At 32.7% G+C, this 25,770-nt stretch carries 16 protein-coding genes; 3 read left to right on the forward strand and 13 right to left on the reverse strand.

Annotated elements, in window-relative coordinates; genetic code table 11:
* Positions 1–24 precede the first annotated feature (24 nt).
* Positions 25–2,742 (forward strand): DNA gyrase/topoisomerase IV subunit A, encoded by a 2,718-nt coding sequence (locus ACEN2I_RS10040; protein ID WP_441765970.1) that lies wholly within the window; start codon positions 25–27, stop codon positions 2,740–2,742.
* A 76-nt stretch (positions 2,743–2,818) separates the two neighbouring features.
* Here ACEN2I_RS10040 and bcp read toward each other — a convergent pair whose 3' ends face one another.
* Positions 2,819–3,271 carry a thioredoxin-dependent thiol peroxidase gene (bcp, locus tag ACEN2I_RS10045; protein ID WP_441765971.1) on the reverse strand — a complete coding sequence of 151 codons (453 nt, stop codon included), beginning with the start codon at positions 3,269–3,271 and terminating at the stop codon, positions 2,819–2,821.
* A gap of 225 nt (positions 3,272–3,496) precedes the next feature.
* Between bcp and ACEN2I_RS10050 the strand changes: the two genes are divergently transcribed.
* On the forward strand, positions 3,497–4,153 hold the full coding sequence (locus tag ACEN2I_RS10050; RefSeq protein ID WP_441765972.1) for an endonuclease III domain-containing protein: 657 nt from the start codon (positions 3,497–3,499) through the stop codon (positions 4,151–4,153).
* A 22-nt stretch (positions 4,154–4,175) separates the two neighbouring features.
* Here ACEN2I_RS10050 and ACEN2I_RS10055 read toward each other — a convergent pair whose 3' ends face one another.
* The 9 genes from ACEN2I_RS10055 to ACEN2I_RS10095 all read right to left on the reverse strand — a co-directional run bounded on the left by ACEN2I_RS10055 (position 4,176) and on the right by ACEN2I_RS10095 (position 18,651).
* Complete coding sequence (locus ACEN2I_RS10055) at positions 4,176–5,237, reverse strand: tetratricopeptide repeat protein (RefSeq protein ID WP_441765973.1); 1,062 nt, start codon at positions 5,235–5,237, stop codon at positions 4,176–4,178.
* A 608-nt stretch (positions 5,238–5,845) separates the two neighbouring features.
* A complete protein-coding gene (locus ACEN2I_RS10060) occupies positions 5,846–5,989 on the reverse strand; it encodes a hypothetical protein (protein WP_441765974.1) in 144 nt (47 codons plus the stop codon).
* A gap of 50 nt (positions 5,990–6,039) precedes the next feature.
* Positions 6,040–6,624, reverse strand: a complete 585-nt coding sequence (locus ACEN2I_RS10065; protein WP_441765975.1) for an RNA polymerase sigma factor — start codon at positions 6,622–6,624, stop codon at positions 6,040–6,042.
* A 318-nt stretch (positions 6,625–6,942) separates the two neighbouring features.
* Entirely contained in the window at positions 6,943–7,698 is a 756-nt protein-coding gene (locus ACEN2I_RS10070) for a glycoside hydrolase family 16 protein (RefSeq protein WP_441765976.1), read from the reverse strand.
* A 74-nt stretch (positions 7,699–7,772) separates the two neighbouring features.
* Positions 7,773–9,440 carry a glycoside hydrolase family 16 protein gene (locus ACEN2I_RS10075; protein WP_441765977.1) on the reverse strand — a complete coding sequence of 556 codons (1,668 nt, stop codon included), beginning with the start codon at positions 9,438–9,440 and terminating at the stop codon, positions 7,773–7,775.
* Between the two features lie 11 nt (positions 9,441–9,451).
* Positions 9,452–11,065, reverse strand: a complete 1,614-nt coding sequence (locus tag ACEN2I_RS10080) for a hypothetical protein (protein WP_441765978.1) — start codon at positions 11,063–11,065, stop codon at positions 9,452–9,454.
* Positions 11,066–11,073: 8 nt separating this feature from the next.
* Positions 11,074–12,561 (reverse strand): RagB/SusD family nutrient uptake outer membrane protein, encoded by a 1,488-nt coding sequence (locus tag ACEN2I_RS10085; protein ID WP_441765979.1) that lies wholly within the window; start codon positions 12,559–12,561, stop codon positions 11,074–11,076.
* A gap of 11 nt (positions 12,562–12,572) precedes the next feature.
* The gene (locus tag ACEN2I_RS10090; RefSeq protein ID WP_441765980.1) at positions 12,573–15,608 is read right to left on the reverse strand and encodes a SusC/RagA family TonB-linked outer membrane protein; all 3,036 of its coding nucleotides are present in this window, start codon (positions 15,606–15,608) and stop codon (positions 12,573–12,575) included.
* A 241-nt stretch (positions 15,609–15,849) separates the two neighbouring features.
* Positions 15,850–18,651, reverse strand: coding sequence for a triple tyrosine motif-containing protein (locus ACEN2I_RS10095; RefSeq protein ID WP_441765981.1), 2,802 nt, complete (start codon positions 18,649–18,651; stop codon positions 15,850–15,852).
* Positions 18,652–19,123: 472 nt separating this feature from the next.
* On the opposite strand from ACEN2I_RS10095, the gene uvrA reads away from it, so the two are divergent.
* Positions 19,124–21,922, forward strand: a complete 2,799-nt coding sequence (gene uvrA / locus ACEN2I_RS10100; protein WP_441765982.1) for an excinuclease ABC subunit UvrA — start codon at positions 19,124–19,126, stop codon at positions 21,920–21,922.
* Positions 21,923–22,004: 82 nt separating this feature from the next.
* On the opposite strand, the gene ACEN2I_RS10105 is transcribed toward uvrA, so the two are convergent.
* From ACEN2I_RS10105 to ACEN2I_RS10115, 3 genes are all read right to left on the reverse strand, one after another.
* Positions 22,005–22,304 (reverse strand): hypothetical protein, encoded by a 300-nt coding sequence (locus ACEN2I_RS10105; protein ID WP_441765983.1) that lies wholly within the window; start codon positions 22,302–22,304, stop codon positions 22,005–22,007.
* A gap of 233 nt (positions 22,305–22,537) precedes the next feature.
* Entirely contained in the window at positions 22,538–24,181 is a 1,644-nt protein-coding gene (locus tag ACEN2I_RS10110; protein WP_441765984.1) for a mechanosensitive ion channel family protein, read from the reverse strand.
* A 92-nt stretch (positions 24,182–24,273) separates the two neighbouring features.
* Positions 24,274–25,743, reverse strand: coding sequence for an oligosaccharide flippase family protein (locus ACEN2I_RS10115; RefSeq protein WP_441765985.1), 1,470 nt, complete (start codon positions 25,741–25,743; stop codon positions 24,274–24,276).
* Positions 25,744–25,770 lie beyond the last annotated feature (27 nt).

The raw sequence follows: 25,770 nt of genomic DNA on the forward strand, positions 1-25,770 counted from the left end.
TAAATAATTTCGGAATCAAAATAAATGAAAGACGAAGAAGACGATAACATAATTCCAAACGACGAAGAGAATAATTCAGATGAGAATCCACTTGATGAAAATCAGGAAGGAGATGGCGAAATTATCGACGTAGACACCAAGCATTTTGAAGGACAGCATTTTTACGAAAATCAGGAAGAGGAAGGAGAAGACGTTATTACGAAAGTAACGGGAATGTACAAAGACTGGTTTTTGGATTATGCTTCGTATGTAATTCTGGAGCGTGCAGTTCCTGCGATCGAAGATGGTTTCAAACCAGTTCAGCGTCGTATTATGCACTCTTTGAAAGAGCTGGATGATGGCCGTTATAATAAAGTTGCCAATGTTGTAGGGCACACCATGCAGTATCACCCACACGGAGATGCGAGTATTGGTGATGCGATGGTGCAAATTGGCCAAAAAGATTTATTGATTGACTGTCAGGGAAACTGGGGAAACATTTTAACAGGCGATGGAGCTGCAGCTTCCCGTTACATCGAGGCACGTTTATCAAAATTTGCTTTGGAGGTTTTATATTCTCCAAAAATTACCGATTGGGGCGTTTCGTATGACGGCCGTCGTGCAGAACCTAACAATCTTCCAGTAAAATTTCCATTACTTTTAGCACAGGGAGCAGAAGGTATCGCAGTAGGACTTTCAACAAAAGTTTTACCTCACAATTTCAATGAGCTAATTGATGCTTCAATCAAGATCTTAAAAGGAAAAGCCTTTACCTTATACCCTGATTTCATGACGCAGGGTATTGCCGATGTGTCCAATTATAATGACGGATTGCGTGGCGGGCGTGTACGTGTTCGTGCTAAAATTGCACAATTAGACAAAAATACTTTGGTGATAACGCAAATTCCGTTTTCGACCAATACCACCACTTTGATTGACAGTATTTTGAAAGCCAATGATAAAGGTAAAATCAAAATCAAGAAGATTGAAGACAATACGGCAGCCGACGTTGAGATTTTAATTCACCTTTTCCCAGGTGTTTCTCCGGACAAAACTATTGATGCTTTGTTTGCTTTTACAGCTTGCGAAACATCGGTAGCACCTTTGGGCTGTGTGATTGAAGACAATAAACCATTGTTTATTGGAGTTTCTGAAATGTTGAAAATCTCCACTCACAGAACAGTAGATTTGCTTCGTCAGGAATTAGAAATTCAATTAGAGGAATTAAATAATAAATGGCATTTCTCGACCTTGGAGAAAATATTCATCCGTGAAGAAATGTACATTGATTTCAAATTGTATTCTGACAGGGAATCGCTTTACAAATATTTATACGACCGTTTTGAGCCTTTCAAAAAATCATTCGTCAGAGAAATCAATGACGAAGATTTACAGCGATTGACTCAGATTCCTATGATTCGTATTACCCGTTTTGACTCTGACAAAGCCGATGATTTTATCGCAAAGTTAGAAGATGAAATGAAAGAAGTGGAGCATAATCTGGAACATTTGACTGATTTTGCCATTGCTTATTTTACGAAATTAAAAGAGAAATACGGTAAAGGCCGTGAACGTCAGACAGAACTTCGTGTTTTTGATAATGTTGAGGCTACAAAAGTAGTTTTGCGTAATACAAAACTATATGTAAATCGCGAAGAAGGTTTCGTAGGAACCAGTTTGAAAAAAGACGAATATGTTACCGATTGTTCTGATATTGATGATGTAATTGTTTTTTTACGTGACGGAAAAATGCTCGTTACAAAGGTTGATGCCAAAACTTTTGTGGGTAAAGATATTATTCATCTTGCGATTTTTGACAAAAGTGACAAACGTACCATTTACAACATGATTTACCGTGACGGAAAATCCGGTCCATCTTATATCAAACGTTTCAATGTTTCTGGTGTAACGCGTGATAAAGCGTACGATCTGACCAATGAAAAAGCAGGTTCGCAGGTAGTTTACTTTTCGCATAATCCAAATGGTGAAGCTGAAGTGATTACCATTTTATTACGTCAGGTTGGAACTATTAAAAAATTGAAATTTGACATTGATTTTGCCAATTTAGCGATAAAAGGGCGTGCTTCAAAAGGAAATCTGGTAACGAAATATCCGATCAAAAAAATTGAACTAAAAGAGAAAGGAATTTCAACTTTACTGCCAAGAAAAGTGTGGTTCGATGAAACCGTCAAACGTTTGAACGTAGATGCCAGAGGTGAATTGCTTGGTGAATTTAAGCCAAGTGATAAAATTTTAATCATTAATCAATCGGGGAAATTGAAAGTTATTATTCCTGAATTATCAACTCATTTTGATGAAGATATGATTGTTCTGGAGAAATGGAAACCTAAAAAACCAATTTCTGCTATTTATTATGATGGCGAAAAAGAACGTTATTTCTTAAAACGTTTCCTGGTTGAAAATGAAAATAAAGAAGAAAGTTTTATTACCGAGCATCCAAATTCACAATTAGAAATTGTATCGACAGATTATCGTCCGGTAGCACAATTGGTTTTTGCCAAAGTAAAAGGAGTTCAGAAAGAAGATTTACATATTGATGTTGAAGATTTTATTGCTGTAAAAGGTTTCAAAGCCATAGGTAATCAGCTGACAACTGATAAATTGAAACAAGTGAATTTATTAGATCCACTTCCTTACGAAGAACCCATTGAAGAAATTCCTGAAAAACCGGAATTATCAGATGATGAATCTGTTGAAACGGAACTGGATGATGATGGACAGATAGGATTGGTTTTAGAGTAGTACTATTTTACAAATAAGAACCTAAATATAAAAAATGCCCTTTTTGAAAGGGCATTTTTATTGAGCAATAATTTCCTTATTTCAAAATTTGTGCAGTATGTTCTTTTGTTTTAACCTGCGAAATAACCTCATCAATAATTCCGTTTTCATCAATTATAAAGGTGGTTCTGTGAATTCCGTCATATTCTTTTCCCATAAATTTCTTTGGTCCCCAAACACCAAAGGCATTGATTACAGATTTATCTTCATCTGCCAGTAAAGGAAAAGGAAATTCATATTTATCCTTAAATTTTCCCTGTGCTTTTTGACTGTCGGCACTTACACCCAAAAGTTCATAATTATTTGCTTTAAAACGCTCGAAATTATCCCTTAAATCACATGCTTCTGCAGTGCATCCTGGTGTACTGGCTTTTGGATAAAAGAATACTACTAATTTTTTTCCGGCATAATCTGATAATTGATGTATTTTTCCGTCCTGATCAGTTCCTGAAAAATTTGGAGCCTTATCCCCTTTTTTTAATGTTGTCATCTTTTATAATTGTTAAGTATCAATTGTTAATTATTTTTCTGCCCCAGATTGCAGTGAAAACCCCGGAATTGTAAAAGTTTGCATTTTTTTGTATTAAGAAAGCGACCGGAGGAAGCTCTTGTTAATGTTTAAAAATGTTACTTTGACAATGAGGAGTTGTAACGAAAAGCTGGACTAGGCACATCATGAAAATTATGTTATTTTTGCATCAATAAAAATACGGAAATGAATAAAGAAGCCCGCGTTGCATTTGTTATAAATACGTTAAAAGAACTCTATCCTACTATACCAGTTCCGCTTGACCATAAAGATCCTTACACCTTATTGATTGCCGTATTACTTTCAGCGCAATGTACTGATGTGCGTGTAAATCAAATTACACCGCTGCTTTTTGCTAAGGCTGATAACCCATATGATATGATTAAAATGTCGGTAGAAGAAATCAAGGAAATTATTCGCCCTTGCGGATTGTCGCCAATGAAATCGAAAGGAATTCATGGTCTTTCACACATTTTGATTGACAAACATAACGGAGAAGTCCCGCAGAGTTTTGAAGCTCTCGAAGCTTTGCCTGCTGTAGGACATAAAACAGCAAGTGTTGTTATGTCGCAGGCATTTGGCGTTCCTGCTTTTCCTGTTGATACTCATATTCACAGATTAATGCACAGATGGAATCTCTCAAACGGTAAAAATGTGGTTCAGACAGAAAAGGATGCCAAAAGATTGTTTCCAAGAGAATTATGGAATGACTTGCATCTACAGATAATTTGGTATGGCCGTGAATATTCACCTGCAAGAAGCTGGAATCTGGAAAAAGATATTATCACAAAGACAATAGGAAAAAAATCATTGATTGAAGAAGCTGCTAAAAAGAAAAATTAACAGCTTCTTTAACTTTTATTTGTTATTTATTTTTTAGAGCATTGTACTCATTTGTCATGTCTAAAGCCCTGTATACTCCTAAAAGCGATTTTAAGACTTCCTCATTTTTTGGTTCAATAACCAAAGCTTTTTTAAGATATGGAATGGCACTTTTTACGATTTCATCTTTTTGAGCACTCAACTTATCATATTGTTTCATTTCCTTAGGAGTAGTTCCCAATGCATTCATCTGATCAATTAAGTCCTTTTTTAATTGCATTTTTATATAAACAAGATTGATACAACAATCCATACAACCTGGATTTACCTGCAATACATCTTCATAATATCTTGATGCGTTTGAATAATCATTTCTCTCCAGATAACAGTAAGCTAAAGACGATAAAATATCATTTTTTTTTGAAGGGGGTAATACATTTCTGGGATTCTCATAAATTCCTTCTTTAATACTTAATTCTCTTGCACTCATAGAAACAAAAGCTTCCTCTTCTTTTGTTTTTTTATTTGTAGCATAAAAAATGACCCCTTTTCCTGTATAATTTATTTTTTTGAGCTCTTCATAATACTTAATTGCCTCAATATAATCTTTTGCTGTTAATGACGAATTAGCTGCATTGAATAAGTTTAAAGTGTCTTTTTTATCAAACAAGTAAACTTCATAACTTTTGTCTGCACTTTCTTTATATCTTGCCGCTTTATAATCATTATAAGCTCCATCTACAAGTACAGATTTCATCTCTTTCAAAGCTAAGTTTGCTTTGAAGGCATATTTATAATTACGAGAATCATTTTCATATAAAAGTACATCTCGATATGCACCAGATGCTAAAGAGAAGTTAGATGCAGCATCTATATTTTTTGTAGCCAGCTCTTTATACACATTTCCTTTCGTGAAAAAAAAATCAGATTTCACATCATCAGGAGCGTTGATAACGAGATATTCAATTTTTTTCAAAATAGCCAACGATTCCTCAATTTTACCTTTTGCGTAATACGATTGGGCTTCTTTTATTTGTTCTTTTTGAGCAAACGCCACGATATTTATCAATATCAGACATGATAGCAGCTTAAACTTCTTCCTCATTTTGGTTTGGTTTTGGTTGTTAAGTAGATTTTGGGTTTTGTTCAGGATGTTTTTTTTGCCAAAATGATCAGCAAAAAATTAAATCATCATAATTGAGAGAAATAATAAATAAAAGCTAAAATTTATAACTGAATTATTTTGTAAAATTTCCCTTCTATCACAGTATTCTTAATAAAGAATCCATGATTTATAAGTAACAAGGCAATACAGAGTAATTTTTCTTCATTGATATCTGGTTATTTAGTTAAACATTTATTTTTTTGCATTAGTGATTTCTAAATAATAAAAGATTTTTTATTTAAAAAAAAACCTTTATTGCACTAATTATTGAATAAAAACTTACTTTTTAACCAAAATAAGATTAAATATTCAATTAATAATCAAAAAACAAAACTTTAACAAAATATGTAAATAATTCTTACATAAAATATTTTATATCAGAATATTAATAAAATGCAAACAGAAGAACTAATTTTATAAGGGAAAAGACAAAAATATCACATAAAAAAACTCACTATTTGTATTTGCATACGAATAGTGAGCTTTCAACCAAAACGACCATTTGGTTTTTCTTTCGAAATAAACATCCGACAAAAGTAGTGGGCTGTTTAATTAGCTATGATTTCAAAAATTTTATTATCGATTTTCACAACTTTTAAAGCTTGTGAATAACTTAATAAAAAAGAAACGACTTCTTTCTTTGGTTTTAAATCTTTGGAAGCTAATGTCTTTTTAGAGTAAATTTTCGCCATACTATGAAAATGTTTTATATTAGTATAACGAGCTAATATTCAAAATAGTATTAGTTAGTTAAAATAATTTGATGCTTATCAATAATTTTCCTCAAATTCATTAGGGCGTAACGCATTCTTCCTAATGCTGTATTAATGCTCACACCTGTCAGTTCAGAGATTTCCTTAAAACTCATATCCTGGTACATTCGCATGACCAAAACTTCTTTTTGATCTTCCGGAAGTTCCTGAATTAGTTTTTTAAGATCCATTTCAACCTGATCAACAATCATTTTACCTTCAATAGTTAAAGAATCATCAGACATGATCGAAAAAATCGAAAACTCTTCTGTTTCTCTGTACATTGGCATTTTTTTGGTTTTGCGAAAGTGATCGACAATTAAATTGTGTGAAATACGCATTACCCAAGGCAGGAATTTACCTTCTTCGTTATATGAATTCGATTTTAAAGTTTTAATAACTTTAATAAAGGTATCCTGAAAAATATCATTTGAAATATCTCTATCGGCAATTTTAGAATATATGAATCCATATATTTTGGACTCATGCCTTTTTATTAATGTTGCCAAAGCATTTTCATTGCCTTCAACATAATGTTTAACCAATAGAGCGTCAGGAATATGCAGATCAGCCATAATACTACTTTTTTAGGTTTGTTTAAAATTTGGAGTAATTTTCTAAAAAGTAATTTTATTGTATAGGCTAGTCTTTTTTTGGTTATGTTAATAATCTGTCCAAATTTAACAAATTTTTATTTTAAAAAGCAAACAAATAGAATATTAATTAATAATAAATTGTAAATAATATCAATTAATATTAAACTTTATCATAGAAATGTTGCCGAAAATCAGATAATAGAGATTTTTTAACAATTTAAAAAAAAGAAGCGTAATTAACTAAATCCTTTGATTTAAACAAGTTACACTTCTTTTTTTAGTAGTAGTTGTTTTATGTTACTGATAAACACGAATATAATCTACATAATATTTTTGAGGCAAAACAGCATCATCAACTGCAGGTCCTCCAAAATTTCCTCCGATGGCTAAATTGATAATAATGTAAAATGGCTTATTAAAAGGCCACGTATCTTCATTTTTAACTTCGGGCTGAAAAGTATAGACTAAAGTTGTATCAACAAAAAAATCAATTTTATCTTTATTCCACTCAATCGCATAAACATGATACCCTTCTTCTATATTAGGAAATTCGGTTCTTTTGGTATTAATTGTATTTCCGTGGCTGTCTTGTGTATGCAGGGTCGTATAGACCATGTGCGGATCTCTACCTATATATTCTAAAATATCAATTTCACCAGTTTTAGGCCATTTAACCTCATCAATATTAGCACCCAACATCCAGAAAGCAGGCCATAAACCGTGACCAACAGGCAGTTTGGCTCTTGCTTCAATTCGGCCATACAAAAACTCTTTTTTACCTTTTGTGGTGATTTTTGTCGAAGTGTATTTTTCACCTTCTTTTCTGGCTTCAATAACCAAATGACCCTCTTTTATTTCGTGATTGGTTTTGGTATAAATCTGTCTTTCATTATTACCCCAGCCACAAAGAGCCGGACAGCCATCACCGAGTTCAAAATTCCAAACAGATTCGTTGATGTTTTTATTAAAATTTTCTTCCCAAATCAGTTTTCTTTTTACATTTTGTGCCATGCAAAAACTACTAATTATAGATAGCAATATTACTTTTTTCATGCCAATATTTTTAAATTACTAAATTAAGAAGGCCAGCTAAAACTGACCTTCCAATTTCATTTTTGCTAATTAATTTATTGATAAACCCTTATATAATCAATCTCCATAGAAGACTGTGTGAAAGCAGGATCAATATTACCTCCTAGATTTCCTCCCATTGCCACGTTTAATATTAAAAAGAAGTCACTGTTAAATGGTAATGAAGCAGCATTAGCGACAGAATGAATCAGTGTTTCATCAGCATATATTTTTATAGATGCCGGACTCCACACTGCTTTGTATACGTGAAATTCAGTTGAAACATTTGCAATTGTTTTACTGCCTGAATCAGCACTTCCTCCAAATCTACCTGGGTAATGCAACGTCCCGAGTATTACATTCTGATTATTCCCTACATGTTCCATGATATCAATTTCTCCACAGGCAGGCCAAGGATTTGTTGCATAATTCTGCCCTAACATCCAGATGGCTGGCCAGGTTCCAGCACCTATTGGAAGTTTAGCCCTTATTTCTACTTTGCCGTAGGTAAACTTGAATTTGCTGTCGCTTACTAATCTTGCAGATGAATAAGCAGCTCCTCCGGAAGCTTCTTTTTTAGCAGTAATTTTAAGGTTTCCTCCCTGAACAATTACATTTGTTGCAGAATTGGTATAATTTTGTTTTTCATTATTTCCCCAGCCATTATCTCCGGTTCCTAAATTGTACCCCCATTTTGCCGCATCAGGAGCACCATCAGTATTAAATTCATCTGACCATACTAAATTGGTATAATCTACATTTGTATCCGGAGCCTGTGAAGGTTTGGTTGTAGTAAATATATGGTACCACGCTAATGCCGAATTATTTCCCATAACAGCTCTTACAACCATTCTGTTAGCCGTAATAGATAAAATCTCATAAGAACTCTGACCAATATAATACCCCATAAATCCTCCATCAGAGAAGTTTAACATAGTACCTCTTGTTTGCGTAGCATGATTAGGATTTTTTGTCACAACTGATTCTGAAGGACTTAATGATACTGTTTTTACTCCACCTGCATTATAACTTAAGCAAGCATCATCTGGAGAGCTTCCTCCAGCAACGCTTGCATAAGAAGCATTAAAGAAAGTTGATCCTCCATTGTCTAATTGATATTTTAAAACATCTCCATCAAGAGAAAAAGTCAATTCATTTTCGTATAAACAACTGCTGGCCGGTGATCCTGCTTTTTCAAAAACACCTGCCTGATAATAATTGGCATAGTAATTTTTAGTCGCATCCCCATCATTTTGCCCAACTCCTAAATGTCCTGGCTCTGAAGCTGACCAATACCATTTTTTAGATGTTCCGCCAGTTAAGAAATTAACAGCATCAGGATCACTAAAATTGCTTAAAACCTCAACTTCAATTGTAGTATTGGTCGCTATACCTCCTTTTCCGTAAGCAACAGCCGTAACAACATACTTATTTACACCCGTTTTAGTAAATCGTTTATCAAAATGACCGCCAGGAGAATTTTCGGAAGTTCCGTCACTAAATATATATTTATACGAAATGACATCGTCACCAGTAGCTACAAGTTTAACGATTCCTGATCCGTCCCCATAAGGATCATCAGCTGTTTTTCCAACAATTTCAGCAGTTATCTGAATGTTTGTTGGAGCTGTTATATCTCCAAATGTGTAATCATCTTTCTGACAACCCGTCATCAGGAGAATAGCAAATAAGGATACTATTTTTATAATTATTTTTTTGCTCATGATTTCTTTTTTTAATTGGATTGTTTTATATCATCAAAGTAATAGATTGAACCTGTCCCCATTTGTCCAAAGTCCGGAAATAAAATTACTCTGTCGTATTTATTGGCTGTACTAAAACCCGGTGCTGTAGTCAAGTCAAATGTTAGGACTTGCCATGCATTTGCTGTTGTAGTTGTAGCATGCGCTTCGAAAAAAACAGTTGGATTTCCGTTTCCGTCTTTTGGCGATGTTGATACTTCCATTTTGTATAAAATATCAGCACCAACTTTAGGAGACCACACAGTTACTTTTACAGTAGTCCCTTTAGTAAAATCGATTGTATTTTCTAAATTAAGACTTGCACCCGCCCAAACCTGAGCTCCGGATGTTTTCTCAATTTTAACTACCTTATTAGATACATTAGCGCCCGTTTTATCAGGATTTGTAACAACTGAAACGGGAATTGGTCCAAAACCTGAGTCTCCAAAACCTCCCCATGCATAAGTTAAGCTAGCTGATTCGAAATCAAGAGGCAATTCTATAGACTGAGCAGCAGTTTTGTAGAAATAAATATTATCTATATAAACATTTTTTCCTGCCGGGGTTCCAACCAGTTTCAATTGAAAAATATCTGCAACAGTTAAATTCTGACTTGTAAATGCCGAAATAGGAATATCAATACTTGTCCACGCATTCGCTGTCAAGTTTTTTGATACTGGCTTTTCTCCATTCGTTTTACTAATTAAGAATGTTTCGATTTTATCTAAATCTGCTGTCCATACATCCATATGGAAAAATTCCATTCCGGTCACATCAATCGTTACACCGTCTGCCAACGCAATCCCCTGATAATTCAGGTTATTATAATTCAGCATTTTATCTCCTGCTAAATCAAATTCTGTCAAAGTAGTAGATTGCCCCCAATTCGGATAGAAAACAGTTCCTGCTACATTAGTATATTTTGCACTATAAATAGAAATCACATCTCCAGCTTGTCTGTTTGGCGGAGCCGGAGCTGATGTTGTTGGATTAAGAACCAGTTTGGCAGTAACCTGAGTGGTATATTCTGTTGTGGCAACCGCAGCACTTTTTGAAACTACACGAATAGTATATACTCCGGCTTCTTTATAAGTATACGAAACGGCTTCCTTATTATTTGCCGAAATCGGCTCCGGTTTTCCTTCTTCTCCAAAATAAACATCATAAAACAAAGCATAATCAGCAGAGGCTGTAACTGTTACCTTTTTAGAAACTGATAAATCATTGGTTACAACTACTACTAAATTTTCCGGAGCTTTAAAGGAAACTACTACTTGCTGAGCTGCTTCAGTAGTTTTTCCATTTAATCCCATCGCTATAATTTTAGCTGTATAAACGCCTTCCGCATATGCATGTGTCACGGTAGCTCCCGGCGAAATATATTCTGAAACAGCACTTCCATCACCGAAATCAATTTTGTATTGTGTTACACCTTCTCCTTTAGGTAAAAAAGTAACTTTACCTGAATTATCTTGTGTTACTGTTGTCAAAGCAGATATATTTTTTGGCGCAGCTATGCTATCCAAATCAATATCGCTGTTATCGCTGGCACAACCCAACAGGATCGTAAAAACGAAAAGACTTATAATAAAATGTATTTTTTTCATAATTGATGTTATTTAATATACCCAGGATTTTGTTGCCAGTTTCCGTTTGAAAATTGAATTTCTTGAATTGGAATTGGAAATAATTCGTTTTTATTAGCTTCAAAACCAGGGATTGTTCCTACTGCCTTTCCTGTTCTTACTAAGTCGAAGAAACGATGTCCTTCACCAAAAAGTTCCAGTCTTCTTTCTGCCAAAATAAAATCAGTCAATGCGGCTCCTGATGCAGATATATCATGATTAGTGTCTCCAAAAGCACGTCTTCTAACCTGATTAAGATATCCTCTTGCTTTACCATCATCTATTCCTCCACGATTGTAAGCTTCTGCCGCCATTAAAAGCACATCTGCATAGCGTATCGCTCTGTAATTATTTGGATTGGTCAAATTCAAATCTCCGGCTGCATTAGCGCTTCTTTTTCTTGGTAAATATTTACGGTTAAAAAATCCTGTATCCTCATTTCCTTTTGCGAATTTAACACCGGTGTTCGCTGCAGCCCAAGCCACAATGTCTAGAATTGCAACATCTTTGCGCTTATCTCCTACTTCAAAAGCATCTGCACTTTCTTGGGTTGGAATATTAAAACTAAAGCCAGACGAAAACACAGGTCCTTCATAACCACGTATTCCGCTGAAACCAACAGCTACGTTTCCTTCACTACATTGTAAACATCCAAATCCTGCACCTTCAACGTCTGTATATTGTACTTCAAAAATAGATTCAGAACCGTTTTCACCTTCCATTTCAAATATTGAATTGTAATCTGATACTAAAGAATAAGGAGAAGTAGTTATCAAACTTTCTAATGTATTTGCTGCCTGCGAAAATTTATCCTGATACAAATAAGCTTTTCCTAGTAATGCCTGCGCAGCACCTTTAGTCACTCTTCCTTTTTGAGATGCAGATGGAGACAAGTTAGCTATTGCGTATACTAAATCAGCCTCTATCGAAGCATAAACTTCCGAAACAGACGAACGAGGAATTTTAGTTTCATCTCCAAGTTTAAACCTTGCATCTCCCTTCATAGGGATACCACCAAACCATTTTACTAATTCAAATTGGTAGTATGCCCTAAGAAAGCGTGTTTCTGCAAGAATTTCTGCTTTCCCTTCAAAATCTGTTTTATCCTTAAACTCAAGAATATAATTAGTTCTTTGCACACCGGCAAACATCCAATTCCAAATATCATACAAATTACTATTAACAGGTGTATGTATCATATCATCTACTTGCTGAAAACCAACTACATCGGTAGGGCTTTCACCACCGGCTAAAGTATTATCTGAAGCAATTTCGCCAAGCAATACATTTACGTATGTAGATTGCAGTATATCATAAGCCGCTACTAATGCCTGATCATAATCTTCTTTTGAGTTAAAATAGTTCTCAGAATCTATAGAATAATTTGGCTTAGTTTCTACAAAATCATCTGAACAAGAAATAAAAATGGTTGAGAAAAGTATTCCTGTTAAAAGGAATATATAAATATATTTTTTCATTTTGATAACAATTAAAAGTTAAGATTTAATCCTAAAAGATAGGTTCTTGGTATTGGATAAAACCCGTAATCAATTCCTCCCGCTATAGGATCTCCAGTTGAAGCTCCAGGATCAAAACCTTTGTATTTTGTAAAGGTGTAAAGATTATTAGCTCCTACATATAATCTAAGTTTTGTAATTCCTGCCTTTTGAACTATTTTAGGATTTAATGTATACCCAATTTGTACATTTTGTATTCTCCAATAAGAAGCATCCTCAACGTAATAATCAGAAAAAATACTATTTGCTGTTGCCCCTGTAGTTACTCTTGGTGTTGAATTTGAAGTCCCTTCACCTGTCCATCTGTCTAAAACGTAATTTAAATGATTGACATCAGAAAGATTTCTCTCGTAATTTCGTATTAAGTCATTACCAAAAGAGGCATAAGTGTAAACTGCAAAGTCTATATTTTTATAATTCATTTGTAAATTGAATCCCATAGTAGCAGCAGGAATTTGGTCTCCAATGTTGGTTCTGTCTTTGCTATCTATAACACCATCTCCATTGACATCTACAAATCTCAAATCTCCGGGAACTGCATTTGCACCTAAAGCAAGTTGAGAAGGATGTGCTTCAACCTCAGCCTGGTTTTGAAAAATACCATCTGTTTTGTATCCGTAAAAATACCCAATTGGTTTTCCTTCTTCCATTCTCGTTGGTGCCTGTTGACCCACAGAAAAAGCACCTCTTTCTATATAATGAGTTTCATTATTTACTTCTAGTACTTCATTTTTAAGGAAAGTTACATTATACCCAACGTTCATTGAAAAAGCATCAGAAAATTTTTCTTTGTAATCTACAGCAAACTCAAAACCTGAATTTCGTACAGTACCAGCATTTATTGTTGGCGCACCTGCACCCGGAGCTCCTATACCTCCAATACCTGTAACCGCAATGCCAGGAATTAATAAATCTTTTCTTGTATCGATAAAATAATCTGCAACTATAGAAACTTTATTGTCTAATAGTTTCATATCGGCACCAACATCAAATTTCTTAGCCTCTTCCCATTTTACATTAGGATTTGGCAGTACACCTTCAGCTCTGCCGCTAACCAATTCATCATTAAAAACATAAGTTGCCTCACCTGAAAGCTGACCTAAATATCTGTAATCCCCAATTTGATCATTTCCCAAAGCACCATAACTCGCTCTTAATTTTAAGAAATTAATTATTTTTGGCTGTCCAAAGAAATTTTCGTCAGAAACAACCCATCCTCCTGTAACAGAAGAGAAATATGCTATTTTATTATCCGGACCAAATTTTGTTGAAGCATCACGTCTTATCATAGCAGACAATAAATATTTGCCTTTATAATCGTATTGTAATCTTCCTAAATAAGATAGTCTTCTTTGATCATAATCATAAGAACTATTATTCAATACTTTTGATATAGTTGTTATTAATTTAAGATCAGCAAATTCCCATGAGTTATACGGTACATCATACCCTGTAGCTGAGAGTCCGTTGCCCCAGGTTTTGTATATAGTGGTTCCTATTGTTCCGACAAAATTATGACTTTCACCAACCTTTTTAGTATAAGTGCCATAAAGGTCAAATGAATAATCATTGTCATTTACGGCTCCCTGTGTAACAGAACTTTGTTTTACGTCAAATACTTTACCGCCATAACTAACTTGTTTTCCAAAAGTTTTCGATTCGCTGTTTGAAGTATTAAAACCGATGGTACTCGTTAGTACAAAATCTTTAAAAATTTTATAATCTATGCCAAAGCTTCCATTAAGTTTTTTATAATTATAATCATTATAGGTATTAGCAATCTGGGCTAAAGGATTAATAATTTCGTTTCCTAATCCATTAAGCGGAATTACAGTAAAATCTCCATTTACATCATAAGGATTTATTGTAGCAGGCAAGTTTAATGCATTAAATAAAACAGATCCCAGGCCATTTTCATTCAATGTTTTTCTTGTGAAATAAGTATAAATAACATTACTTTTAAACTTTAATTTGTCGGTGACATCAGCACCAACAGCAACTCTGGCAGTATTTCTTAAGAAACCAGATTTTTCACCTCCAACAATTCCTTCCTGATCGAGATGTGATCCACTAACCGAATAGTTAATTTTCTCTGAACCTCCTGAAATGGATAAATCATGATTAATAATTGGAACTCCTTTACCAAAAACTTCATTCTGCCAGTTGGTGCCTTTTCCTAAACCAGTAACGTTCGGATAGGGAAGTGTTTTTCCTGCGTTAGCATAACTTTCATTTAATAAAAGAGCATACTCTGTAGCATTTAAAGTTTGAAGTTTTCTCGACGTTTCCTGAAATCCTGTATAAGTGTTATATGAAAGTTTTGCTTTTGAATTTCTTTTCCCCATTTTAGTGGTAATCAAAATAACTCCGTTTGCTCCGATAGTTCCGTAAATAGCAGCTTGTGCGTCTTTTAAAACCGTAATAGTTTCAATATCATTAGGATTTAGCAAACTCAAGTCTCCTACATAACCATCAATAATAGCAGTTGGTTTATTTTCTCCATTAGTAGCAATACCACGTATGCGAATATCTAAACCCGCACCGGGAGCACCTGACTGACTCGTTACATTTACTCCAGAAACAGTTCCTTGTAAGGCTTGCTCAACTTTTACAGGCTTTAAGGCTTCAATAGTCTTGCTATCTACAACCGAAACTGCCCCTGTAACTTCTCTCTTTTTTTGACTTCCATACCCAATAACGACAACTTCGTCCAATGACTTTGCATCATCACTCATTTTAACTGTAATTTTAGTATCAGAAACTAAAACTTCCTGAGTTCGGAATCCAATATAACTTAAAACAATTGTTGCCCCTTTTGTAACACCTGATAATTTAAAAGATCCGTCAAAGTCTGTTGTTGTACTTTGCGAGGAACCTTTGACTTTTACATTTACTCCAGGGAGCGACATCCCAGAGCCATCCAGCACTGTACCCTTTACATCAAAATTTTGCGAAAATGCAAAAGAGGTAAACAGTAACAATACCATTAATAATAATTTTGGTTTCATAATTAGTTAGTTTTTATTGAATGATAAATGTATTCTATCCCTTTAATAATAAAATAAAATTAACCACAACAAAAAACATACATCGCAAAAAAAAACGACAAATTTTTAAATATGATAAAAAAAACCTGCATATATCTACAAAAACACAATGTTAATTTTCTTTAACAAATAAGTGTCAAAAACACAATAAAAGGTTAATGTTGTGGTAATGTATAGTTGATTTAAAGCAATTTCTGACTTACTATACAGCAAGTATATATTCGACTAACCCTATTTCATGCTGTAATTCCATCTTTTTACGCAAACGGTATCTTTTTATTTCTACACTTCGAACCGAAATATTAAATAAAGGAGCAATTTCTTTTGATGAAAGGTTTAATCGTAAGTAGGCACACAGACGCAAATCATTTGGAGTAAGCAATGGATGAATACCTTTTATTCTTTTTAAAAAATCTTTATCAGCATTATCAAAAGCTTCTTTAAAAACTTTCCAAGAATCTTCTTCGGTAATATTATCGTTTATGGTTCTAATTACCGTTTTGATATTTTTATTATCATCTTGAGAAGTTTTTTTCAAGTCTTCTTTAATAAATGCTAGAAGTTCATTTTTACTATTTAAAGTCATTGTAGAAACTGCCAATTCTCTATTTTTATTATCTACATCCTGCGACAATTGCTCGTTTCTTAGTTGCATTAATTGCTGCTCGTTTTCAAGTTCTTTTATTTCTAATAAAAGATTATTTTCTTCAATTAATTTCTCTTTTTGCTTTTGATAGAAGTTTCGATAAGCTTTATTTACAAAATACCCAATTACAAAAAGCAATAACAAATAAACAGAACAAGCCAGATTGGTCAGATACCAGGGTTTTAAAACGACAAAAGTATAAGTTGCTGTGTTTTGTAAAAGCGTATTGGCATATTTTGCGCGAACTTTAAAAGTATATTTTCCAGGAAACAGGTTTTTAAAATTTACTGAAGATTTTGTATTCCATTCACTCCATTCATTCTGAAAGCCTTCCAAGAGATACTGGTATTCTGAATTAATGTATTTATTGTATTCTGGAACCGTATAATTGAAAGTAATATTGTTTTCATTCGATTTAAAATTTCCTTCATCGTTTAAAACAACATTCTTTAAAGTTTGATTTTGCTTATTAATCGAAATTTCCGTAATAAAGACAGTGTAGTTTTTAAAACTTAAATCATCAATATTAAGTGTATAATAACCATCTGTAGTGCCAATTAAATAGACTGATTTTGAAATTTGAGTAATATTTTCAAAACCCAACATCGAATTTGTTAAAGAAGACGGAATCGGGATGACATTTTGTTTTAATTGATTACTTAGCTTACTGGCAGAAAAATAATGTATATAATTTTTAGAAAACAGCCAGATTTTATTAGACTGATCAACAATTAATTTGCCCGAAGTATATTCATCTTTTTCAAAAACAGAACTCAGCAATTTATCTTTTTCAAATTGCTTTGTTGTCGAATTTAATTTAAAAATTCCATCTTTGTAAGCATAATAAATTACATTATTAAATTTCGTTAAACTTGCGTTTTTTCCTTTTTTAGGAGACAAATAAGTATAAAAATAATTTGTTTTTAAAAAAGAATTATCCAGCTTAAATCTAAAAATCCCTTTGTATTCATGGCTTACAAAAACTTCCAAACCTGATGTAATTTCAAAATAACGTGACGAATAATTAAAACCTTTAATTTTATTTTTAAATCGCCATTGATTATTGATTTTTTCTAAAACCGAAATCCCATAGTAATTTCCCTGAATCAAGATATTTTTATTATTTGGTACTGGTTCAAACTTCCAGGTACCTGAATTTCTGAAAATATTTTTGACCGATGTGTTTTCTACAATAAAAGTACCTGAATCATGACCGCAGAAAAGTGTATTATTATATTCAAATAAAGACCAGACCTGTCCTTTTGTACCATTTATAAACTGAAAATCTCCAGTACTTTGGTATTTTTTACAAAACAATCCCTGATTGGTCCCTACATACAACATCGCATTATATACAATTGAAGCATAAACTGTCCCTAAAACTCCTGTATCATCAGTAAAATTATGTACAGGCGTTTGCAGGTTGATGCAATTAATTCCATTATCGAGACCAACCCAAACATTCTGATCGTTATCTTCAAACAAAGACAAAGCAGTATTATTGCTTAATCCTTTACTTTGTGTAATATGATAATTTAGTTTTCCAGTATTCGATAAAATAAAAATCCCGTTAGAAACAGTTCCCAGCGCATAACTCCCATCGTGTAGTTTTTGACTGCTATAAACAAAACTTGACTTTATTTGTCCATCGACTTCTGTTGAAAATGGAGTCAAAGTTGTTCCAATGAGTTTATAAAATCCATCTAATTGCGTTTGAATAAGCAAACCTTCATCAATGGTAAAAACATTGACAATCGTATATTTTTTCAGAATCGGATTGTTTGAAATCAATTTTTCTCTTCCCGCTTCTATTTCAAAAAGTCCTTCATTTATTGTTTGGTAATAAATAGAATTTTTAGTGCTGAATGATTTTATAACACCATTTTTAGGTGAAATAATTTTAAAGGTTTTTGTTTTGGTATCATAAATATAAATTCGGTTTAGAGATTGGAACAAAACCCATTGATCATACTTTAAAATATTCCAAAACTGTTCATCATCCAGAATTTTATTTTTGATTGTATCGCTAAGCGAAGTATATTTTAATTTTCCGTTTGATTCTCTTTTCCAGTAACCAAAATTCATGTAACAACCTGTAAAAATGGTATTATCAATTACTTTTACAGATCGCATTATGGTTTCGTTAGGAGTTGAATATAACTCCCAATTCGTTCCATTATACTCTAAAAGCCCCTCATTATTAGCAAAATACATTATATTTTGATCATCTTGAGAAATCATCCAACTCTGATTTCCGGCACTATATACAGTAGAAGGATATTTGACAATTGGAGGTAATTCCTGAGAAAACGAGGCAAAACCCATCAAGAAACAAAGAATAGAAAGTTTAGTTTTCAAAATTTGGTCAGAATATTAAAATAGTATTAAAGGAGTTCTAAAATAGGGTATTTTTATATTAAAACAATAAATAATTTCAACGAATACAAACATCGGTTTTAGAATCATGAAAAGACATTTCACTTAATTTTCATACACAGAGACTATCAAAGTTTTTTGACTCAGATTAAAAAGATTCCAGCTGATAAATGCTATTACTTGTTTTTTAAATTAAAATCTTAGAGCTGCAGAATCTGCTTGAAATAAAAAATTACAGGATATAAAAAATAAGATCAGAAACAAAATTACCGCTATGTGAAAGAAATGAATTTGTTTTTAAGCTCTTCTTCAACAAAAATAAAAAACTATGTATCTATTTGTTCAAGTCAATATTAAGCAATTACACCTTATGCAATTCTGTTAAAATTTGGAACAATCTCGTTAACAAAACTCAATTCAAAATTGATTACTTTTGTAGAAATTGACTTTTTTTATGCAAATTGATCTTTCTACACTCGACCCAAAACATAATATTATCATTAAAGGAGCACAGGTACATAATTTAAAAAATGTAGATGTTGCTATCCCGCGAAACAAACTTGTAGTCATCACAGGACTTTCAGGATCAGGAAAATCAAGTTTAGCATTTGACACTTTATATGCTGAAGGACAGCGCCGTTATGTGGAAAGTTTATCATCTTACGCACGTCAGTTCTTAGGCCGTTTAGATAAACCAAAAGTAGAATATATTAAAGGAATTGCTCCTGCGATCGCCATAGAGCAAAAAGTAAATACAACTAACGCTCGTTCAACTGTTGGAACTTCAACTGAAATTTACGATTATATTAAACTTTTATTTGCCAGAATTGGGCGCACTTATTCGCCGATTTCCGGCAGAGAAGTGAAAAAAAACACTGTAACTGATGTCGTTGCTGATGTAAAAACCTTGGAATTAGATAGTAAATGGTTATTACTTTCTCCTATTCACCTTGAAGAAGGACGACAGTTAGAAGACAAGCTTAAAGTGCTTTTACAACAAGGTTTTGCGCGTATTTTAGTAGATAACGAAATGATTCGACTGGATGATTTTACCCCTACAGATGCACATAAATTAGACAATAAAGATATTTTATTGGTCATTGACAGGATTATTGTCAAAGAGGAAGAAGAATTTTATAATCGTCTTGCCGATGCCGTACAAACTGCTTTTTTTGAAGGAAAAGGTATTTGTTATCTTCAGGAATTAGTCACTGATAAAAGATTTACATATTCTAATAATTTTGAATTAGATGGCATTACTTTCCTAGAACCAAATGTACATTTGTTCAGTTTCAATAATCCTTATGGCGCTTGTCCGGTTTGCGAAGGTTACGGAAACATTATTGGTATTGATGCTGATTTGGTTGTACCAAATACTTCTTTATCTGTTTTTGAAAGTGCTATTTATCCGTGGCGTGGCGAAAGTATGAGCTGGTATAAAGATGAATTTGTAAAACATGCTTATAAATTTGATTTTCCTGTTCACAAACCATATTTTGAACTCACAGAAGACCAAAAAGATTTGATTTGGAAAGGAAATCAGTACTTTCAGGGATTAAACGGTTTCTTTAAAGAACTTGAAGAAAAAAATTATAAAATTCAAAACCGTGTCATGTTATCTCGCTACCGCGGAAAAACAAAATGCCATGCCTGTCGCGGAAAGCGTTTACGTGAAGAAGCCTCTTATGTGAAAATTAGCGGAAAAACAGTTTCAGAATTAGTCGATTTACCGATTAAGCATTTGGTTACTTTTTTCAAGAATATCGATTTGAATGTTTACGAACAGCAAATCGCTAAACGTTTAATGGTCGAAATCAATAATCGTTTATCCTTTTTGACAGAAGTTGGATTGGATTATTTAACCTTAAACAGAAACTCTGCTACACTTTCAGGAGGTGAATCGCAACGAATAAATCTTGCCACATCACTCGGAAGCAGTTTAGTGGGGTCAATGTATATTCTAGATGAACCAAGTATCGGTTTGCATCCTAAAGACTCTGAAAGATTGATAAAAGTTTTGCTGTCGCTTCGTGATTTGGGCAATACTGTCATTGTGGTTGAACATGATGAGGACATTATGAAAGCTGCCGACATGATTATAGATATTGGTCCTGAAGCCGGAACTTTTGGCGGTAATTTAGTAGCGCAGGGAACTTATGATGAAATTTTAAAATCAAAATCCCTTACTGCTAAGTATTTAAATGGTGATTTAGAAATTTCTGTTCCCAAAAAGAGACGAAAATTTAAAAACCATATTGATATAATTGGCGCAAGAGAAAACAATTTAAAGAATATTAATATTACTTTCCCTCTTGATGTTCTAACGGTTATTACCGGAGTTTCAGGAAGTGGAAAAAGTACATTAATTAAAAAAATCTTATTTCCTGCAATGCAAAAAAAACTGGAAAATGCTTCGGAAAAAGCAGGACAGTTTAACGATATCACAGGATCCTTTTCACAAATAAAACATATAGAATACGTTGATCAAAATCCAATTGGCAGAAGTTCCAGATCAAATCCTGTTACCTATATCAAAGCTTATGATGACATTCGTGATTTATATGCTAAAGAAAAACTCTCTAAAATAAGAGGTTATCAGGCCAAACACTTCTCTTTTAATGTTGATGGTGGACGATGCGAAACATGTAAAGGAGAAGGTTCCATAAACGTCGAAATGGTATTTATGGCTGATGTTTCTTTGCCATGTGAAACCTGTGGAGGAAAACGTTTCAAAAAAGAAATTCTGGAAGTCAATTTCGACGAAAAAAACATAAATGATATCCTGACCATGACTATTGATGATGCCATTGCTTTTTTCGAAAAAAACAAACAAAACAAAATCACTCAAAAGTTACAGCCTCTTCAGGATGTGGGCTTAGGATATGTACAGTTGGGACAATCTTCTTCTACTCTTTCCGGTGGAGAAGCACAGCGAATTAAACTGGCTTCTTTTTTAGTCAAAGGCGCTACGAAAGACAAAGCTTTATTTGTTTTTGATGAACCAACAACGGGATTACATTTTCATGACATCAAAAAATTAATGGCTTCATTTGATGCTCTTCTCGAAAAAGGACACTCGATCATTGTAATTGAGCATAATCTTGACCTTATAAAATGTGCTGACTGGATTATTGATTTAGGTCCTGAAGGTGGTGAAAATGGCGGTTATTTATTAGCTGCAGGAACACCAGAAGATATTGTAAAAGTAAAAGAATCTGTTACAGGAATTTATCTCAAAGAAAAACTAAATTAAACAAAATTAGCCACGAATTACTTCTTTTTTACGAATGGTAATGAGAAATAATTCGTGGCTAAAACTTTTAATTATTTAATTGCTATGCAACTAAACATCTTTCTTCAAAAGGAACGCCATCTTCATCAATAGCAACTAAAATCTTTTTTTGTTTAGATGCTTCTATTGTAAGATACAACCAGGCAACTGACCATAAGCCTAATGTTAAACAAAAAATTATAAAATTGAATCCATGATCTACAGCTTTGCCTCCTTTTGAAAGTACTGCAAAAAGCATTTTGTCGTTACGTTCTTCAAGTACAAATCCATTATGAACCTTTTTTGAGATCATATTAGAAAATACCTGTAGACTTTCTTCGGGGTTAAATTGATTCCTTTTCATAATCATTAAATTAAAATTAACAAGGTTTATTTTCAAAGATTAATTTTAACAAAAGTAGATAAAATCAAAACATATAGCAATACCCACTTTTAGTGATTTACAAATGATTTTTCAATATAAAAGACAAATTGTTATTAATTCGAGAACATAAAGTTACTTTTTATCTCATAAAATACAAAATAAACAGCTGTTATTTTCAACAATAAGCCTATCTGTCAATCTATTATATCATTTTATTTATCAAACGACCCCGAGAAGTTACCATTTCTATCTATATAATTTTCAGGAATTGTTGTTTTGTTTCCATCTCTTAAAGCATTATAATGTGGCGACATAATTTCAATTCCAGCTGCATTAAATGAATCCTGAATATTTTGATGTAGAGAAGAATAAATCCGAGGTTGTTTATTGGGCTCTTTTGTATAAACATTAATCTGATAGGAAACATAAAAATCATCTAAACTGGTTTGCAGAACAAAAGGAGATGGATTTGGTTCGATCATTTCTGTTTTTAACGCGGCATCGATTAAGGCTCCGTAAATGTCTTTCCAAGGCACATCATACCCAATTGTAACAGTTGTATGAATTAACAAGCCATTTGTAGTATGGCTTGTATTTGCTGAAAAATTAGTCGAAGTGCTTGACAATACCGTTGCATTAGGTATCGTAATATCTTCGAATTTTGTAGTTCTGATTCTGGTAACCAAGGCTGTTTTTTCGATAACTTCTCCACTCACATCTCCAATTTTTATAAAATCACCAATCTTAAACGGACGCATATAAGTGATTACTAATCCGGCTACCATATTCGCAATAGCATTTGATGAACCCAATGAAAATAAAACACCTACAAATACAGAAACTCCTTTGAAAATTGAAGAATCTGAACCCGGTAAATAAGGAAAAATGATAACCAGCATAAAAGCATACATCAATAACCTTATGATATTGAAGGTAGGCATTGCCCAATCACTGTAAAAACCATCAATTTTTATATTTTCTTTTTTAATTTCATCAAAAAAGAATTTGATAATTTTTATACTATACCTAAAAATGATAATAATAACAATGATTGTTATTAAACTAGGCAAAAAACCAACAAATCCCATTATGGTTGATTTTGCAGGTGTCAATATCCAACGTAACAATGTTGTTGTATAAACCTCTGTAGAAGGAAAAATGCTGAACAAAACAGGCAATGAAAAGTAAACAATAAAAATTAAGGTAATAATTTTTACAATTGCATACAATCTCATTATTAAAAATTGCTGTTTTTGAGCTGATACAATGTTGATATTATTATAAGTAATTCCTTTAAAATAGCTATCGCTTTTTTTCAGAATACGCACTTTTAACCAATTAAAAGCCTTTCCTACTATAAATAAAACAATGCCAATTATAAAAACTAATAATATAGTGTATCCAAGCCTTTTGGGAAGTTGCGAATAATTTTCATGCTGATAACTAACTGCTTTTTTAATTAAATTTAAATTTCGCTGTGCAATAAATATTGCTGTCTGATTTTCGACTTTTGCATCATTCTCTAAAACGGACATAATTACAAAGTTATCTTTATAAATAATATCCTGAGAAATATCTGAAGGAACAACTACAATTGAATCCAAATCAAAAAAAGAGTCATTATAAAGTTCCTTAATCTTTCCTGTGATTGTATTAGCTCTGTTTTCTGCAGAAAAAGATCCTACTTTATTGTATACATAAAAGAGAGTATCCTTGAAAGGAACGACCGGATACCCTTTTAATTTTGGCTGAAAAACATTTGTCTGTACTACTTTTGAAGTATCTTTTTGAGCAATAGTATATGAAGAAAACAAAATAACAGATAAAACTAAAAAACAAAGTAATTTATTTTTCATGATGTTAGAAATAAATGGTTATCCTTCTAACAAATATAAAAACAAAATAGCTTCAAAATTAAATCACTTGCTGTTTTCTCAATAAAGGCGTATTAAAATTTAATTCCGACTGTCCTTAAAAGTCCATCAATAACCTTATTAATATCCGGCGATATATTGAACTTATAATTTAGATAAATATAAAAAATCGTCACTAAAATGGATTTTAAAGCAATTCCTATTAACGGATAAAGAGGGAATTCCCAAAAATAAAAGACCAAAAACAAAGCTGTTGTAACTGCCAAGGAATATAAATTCTGCTTTGTAAAAGGATACAAATGGAGTTTCTTAACAACAAAAAGCAATTTGGCTAAACTATAAAAAGTAATAGATAATAAAGTAGCAAATGCTGAACCCATAATACCATAAAGAGGTATAAAAATTATATTTAAAATAAACGTCAATACCACTAAACCTAAACCTAAAAACAATACAGTTTTGTAATATTTTGTATTAAAAATGATAGCATTATTATTCCCTAATATCAAATCAAAATATTTTGACAGACCAATCATAAAAACAACCGGAACTCCTCCTCGATATTCTTCAGGAACTATTTGATATAATTGATTAATATTTACAAAAATACACAACATTACAAAACCACCTACCATCTGAAGATTTATAGATGTTTTTTTATATAAATCATTTAGTTCGTCATGTTTATTTTCATGCATTAATTTGGCTGTAATTGGATACACAATCTGATGCATTGCACGACTTGGCACCGAAATAACCAAAGCAATATAAGTAGCTACAGAATAGTATGCAATATTTTCAATTTCCATATATTGGTTTAACATTATTTTATCTCCGTCTAAAAGTAAATTCGCTACACTTCCCGAAAGAATGATATAAAAAGTGTATTCCATTACGCTCTTAACATTTTCAGGTATTGAAATTTGAAAATTAGGCCTTTTAATATAAAAAGCATAAAACATAGTAACTAAAAATGCGACAAAATAAATTCCTGCCGTTACGTAGACAAATTCAATTAGCGTTATCCAACCAAAATACAGACCTATCAAAGCAAAAGACGAAAACAACCTTAATCCGACTTCTTTAATAAAATTTCCAAAAACCGAATGCATATGTACTCTTGCCCAGGCATAGAAAATCTCAAAATATGCCATACATATTCCGATAAAAGGAATCAAAAACATAAACTCTTTGACAACAGGATTTTTCTTTGACACAAAAGCAGTGATATCATCAAAGAAAAAGAGTCCTATAATTCCCAAAGGAATACACATTAAAACCGGAAACAATGCCGTAAACGACAAAAACTGCTCCCTCTCCTCCTCTGTCTTATACTGTGAATAAAATTTGACTAATGTATTTTGCATTCCAATAGCAAACAAAGGCATAATGACATTTGCCGCTGAAAGTATATAATTCGTTAATGCATAATAGGTCGCACCTAAAAAAACAGGATATAAATAAAGTGTATTAATAGCTCCAATGCCGAAACCTATATAAGTAATAATTGTATTTTTGAAAGACTGATTTAAAACAATACCCATGTTTTGATTGTAGCGTTTAGATTGTAG

The organism is Flavobacterium sp. W22_SRS_FK3 (assembly GCF_052113665.1).
Lineage (GTDB): Bacteria > Bacteroidota > Bacteroidia > Flavobacteriales > Flavobacteriaceae > Flavobacterium.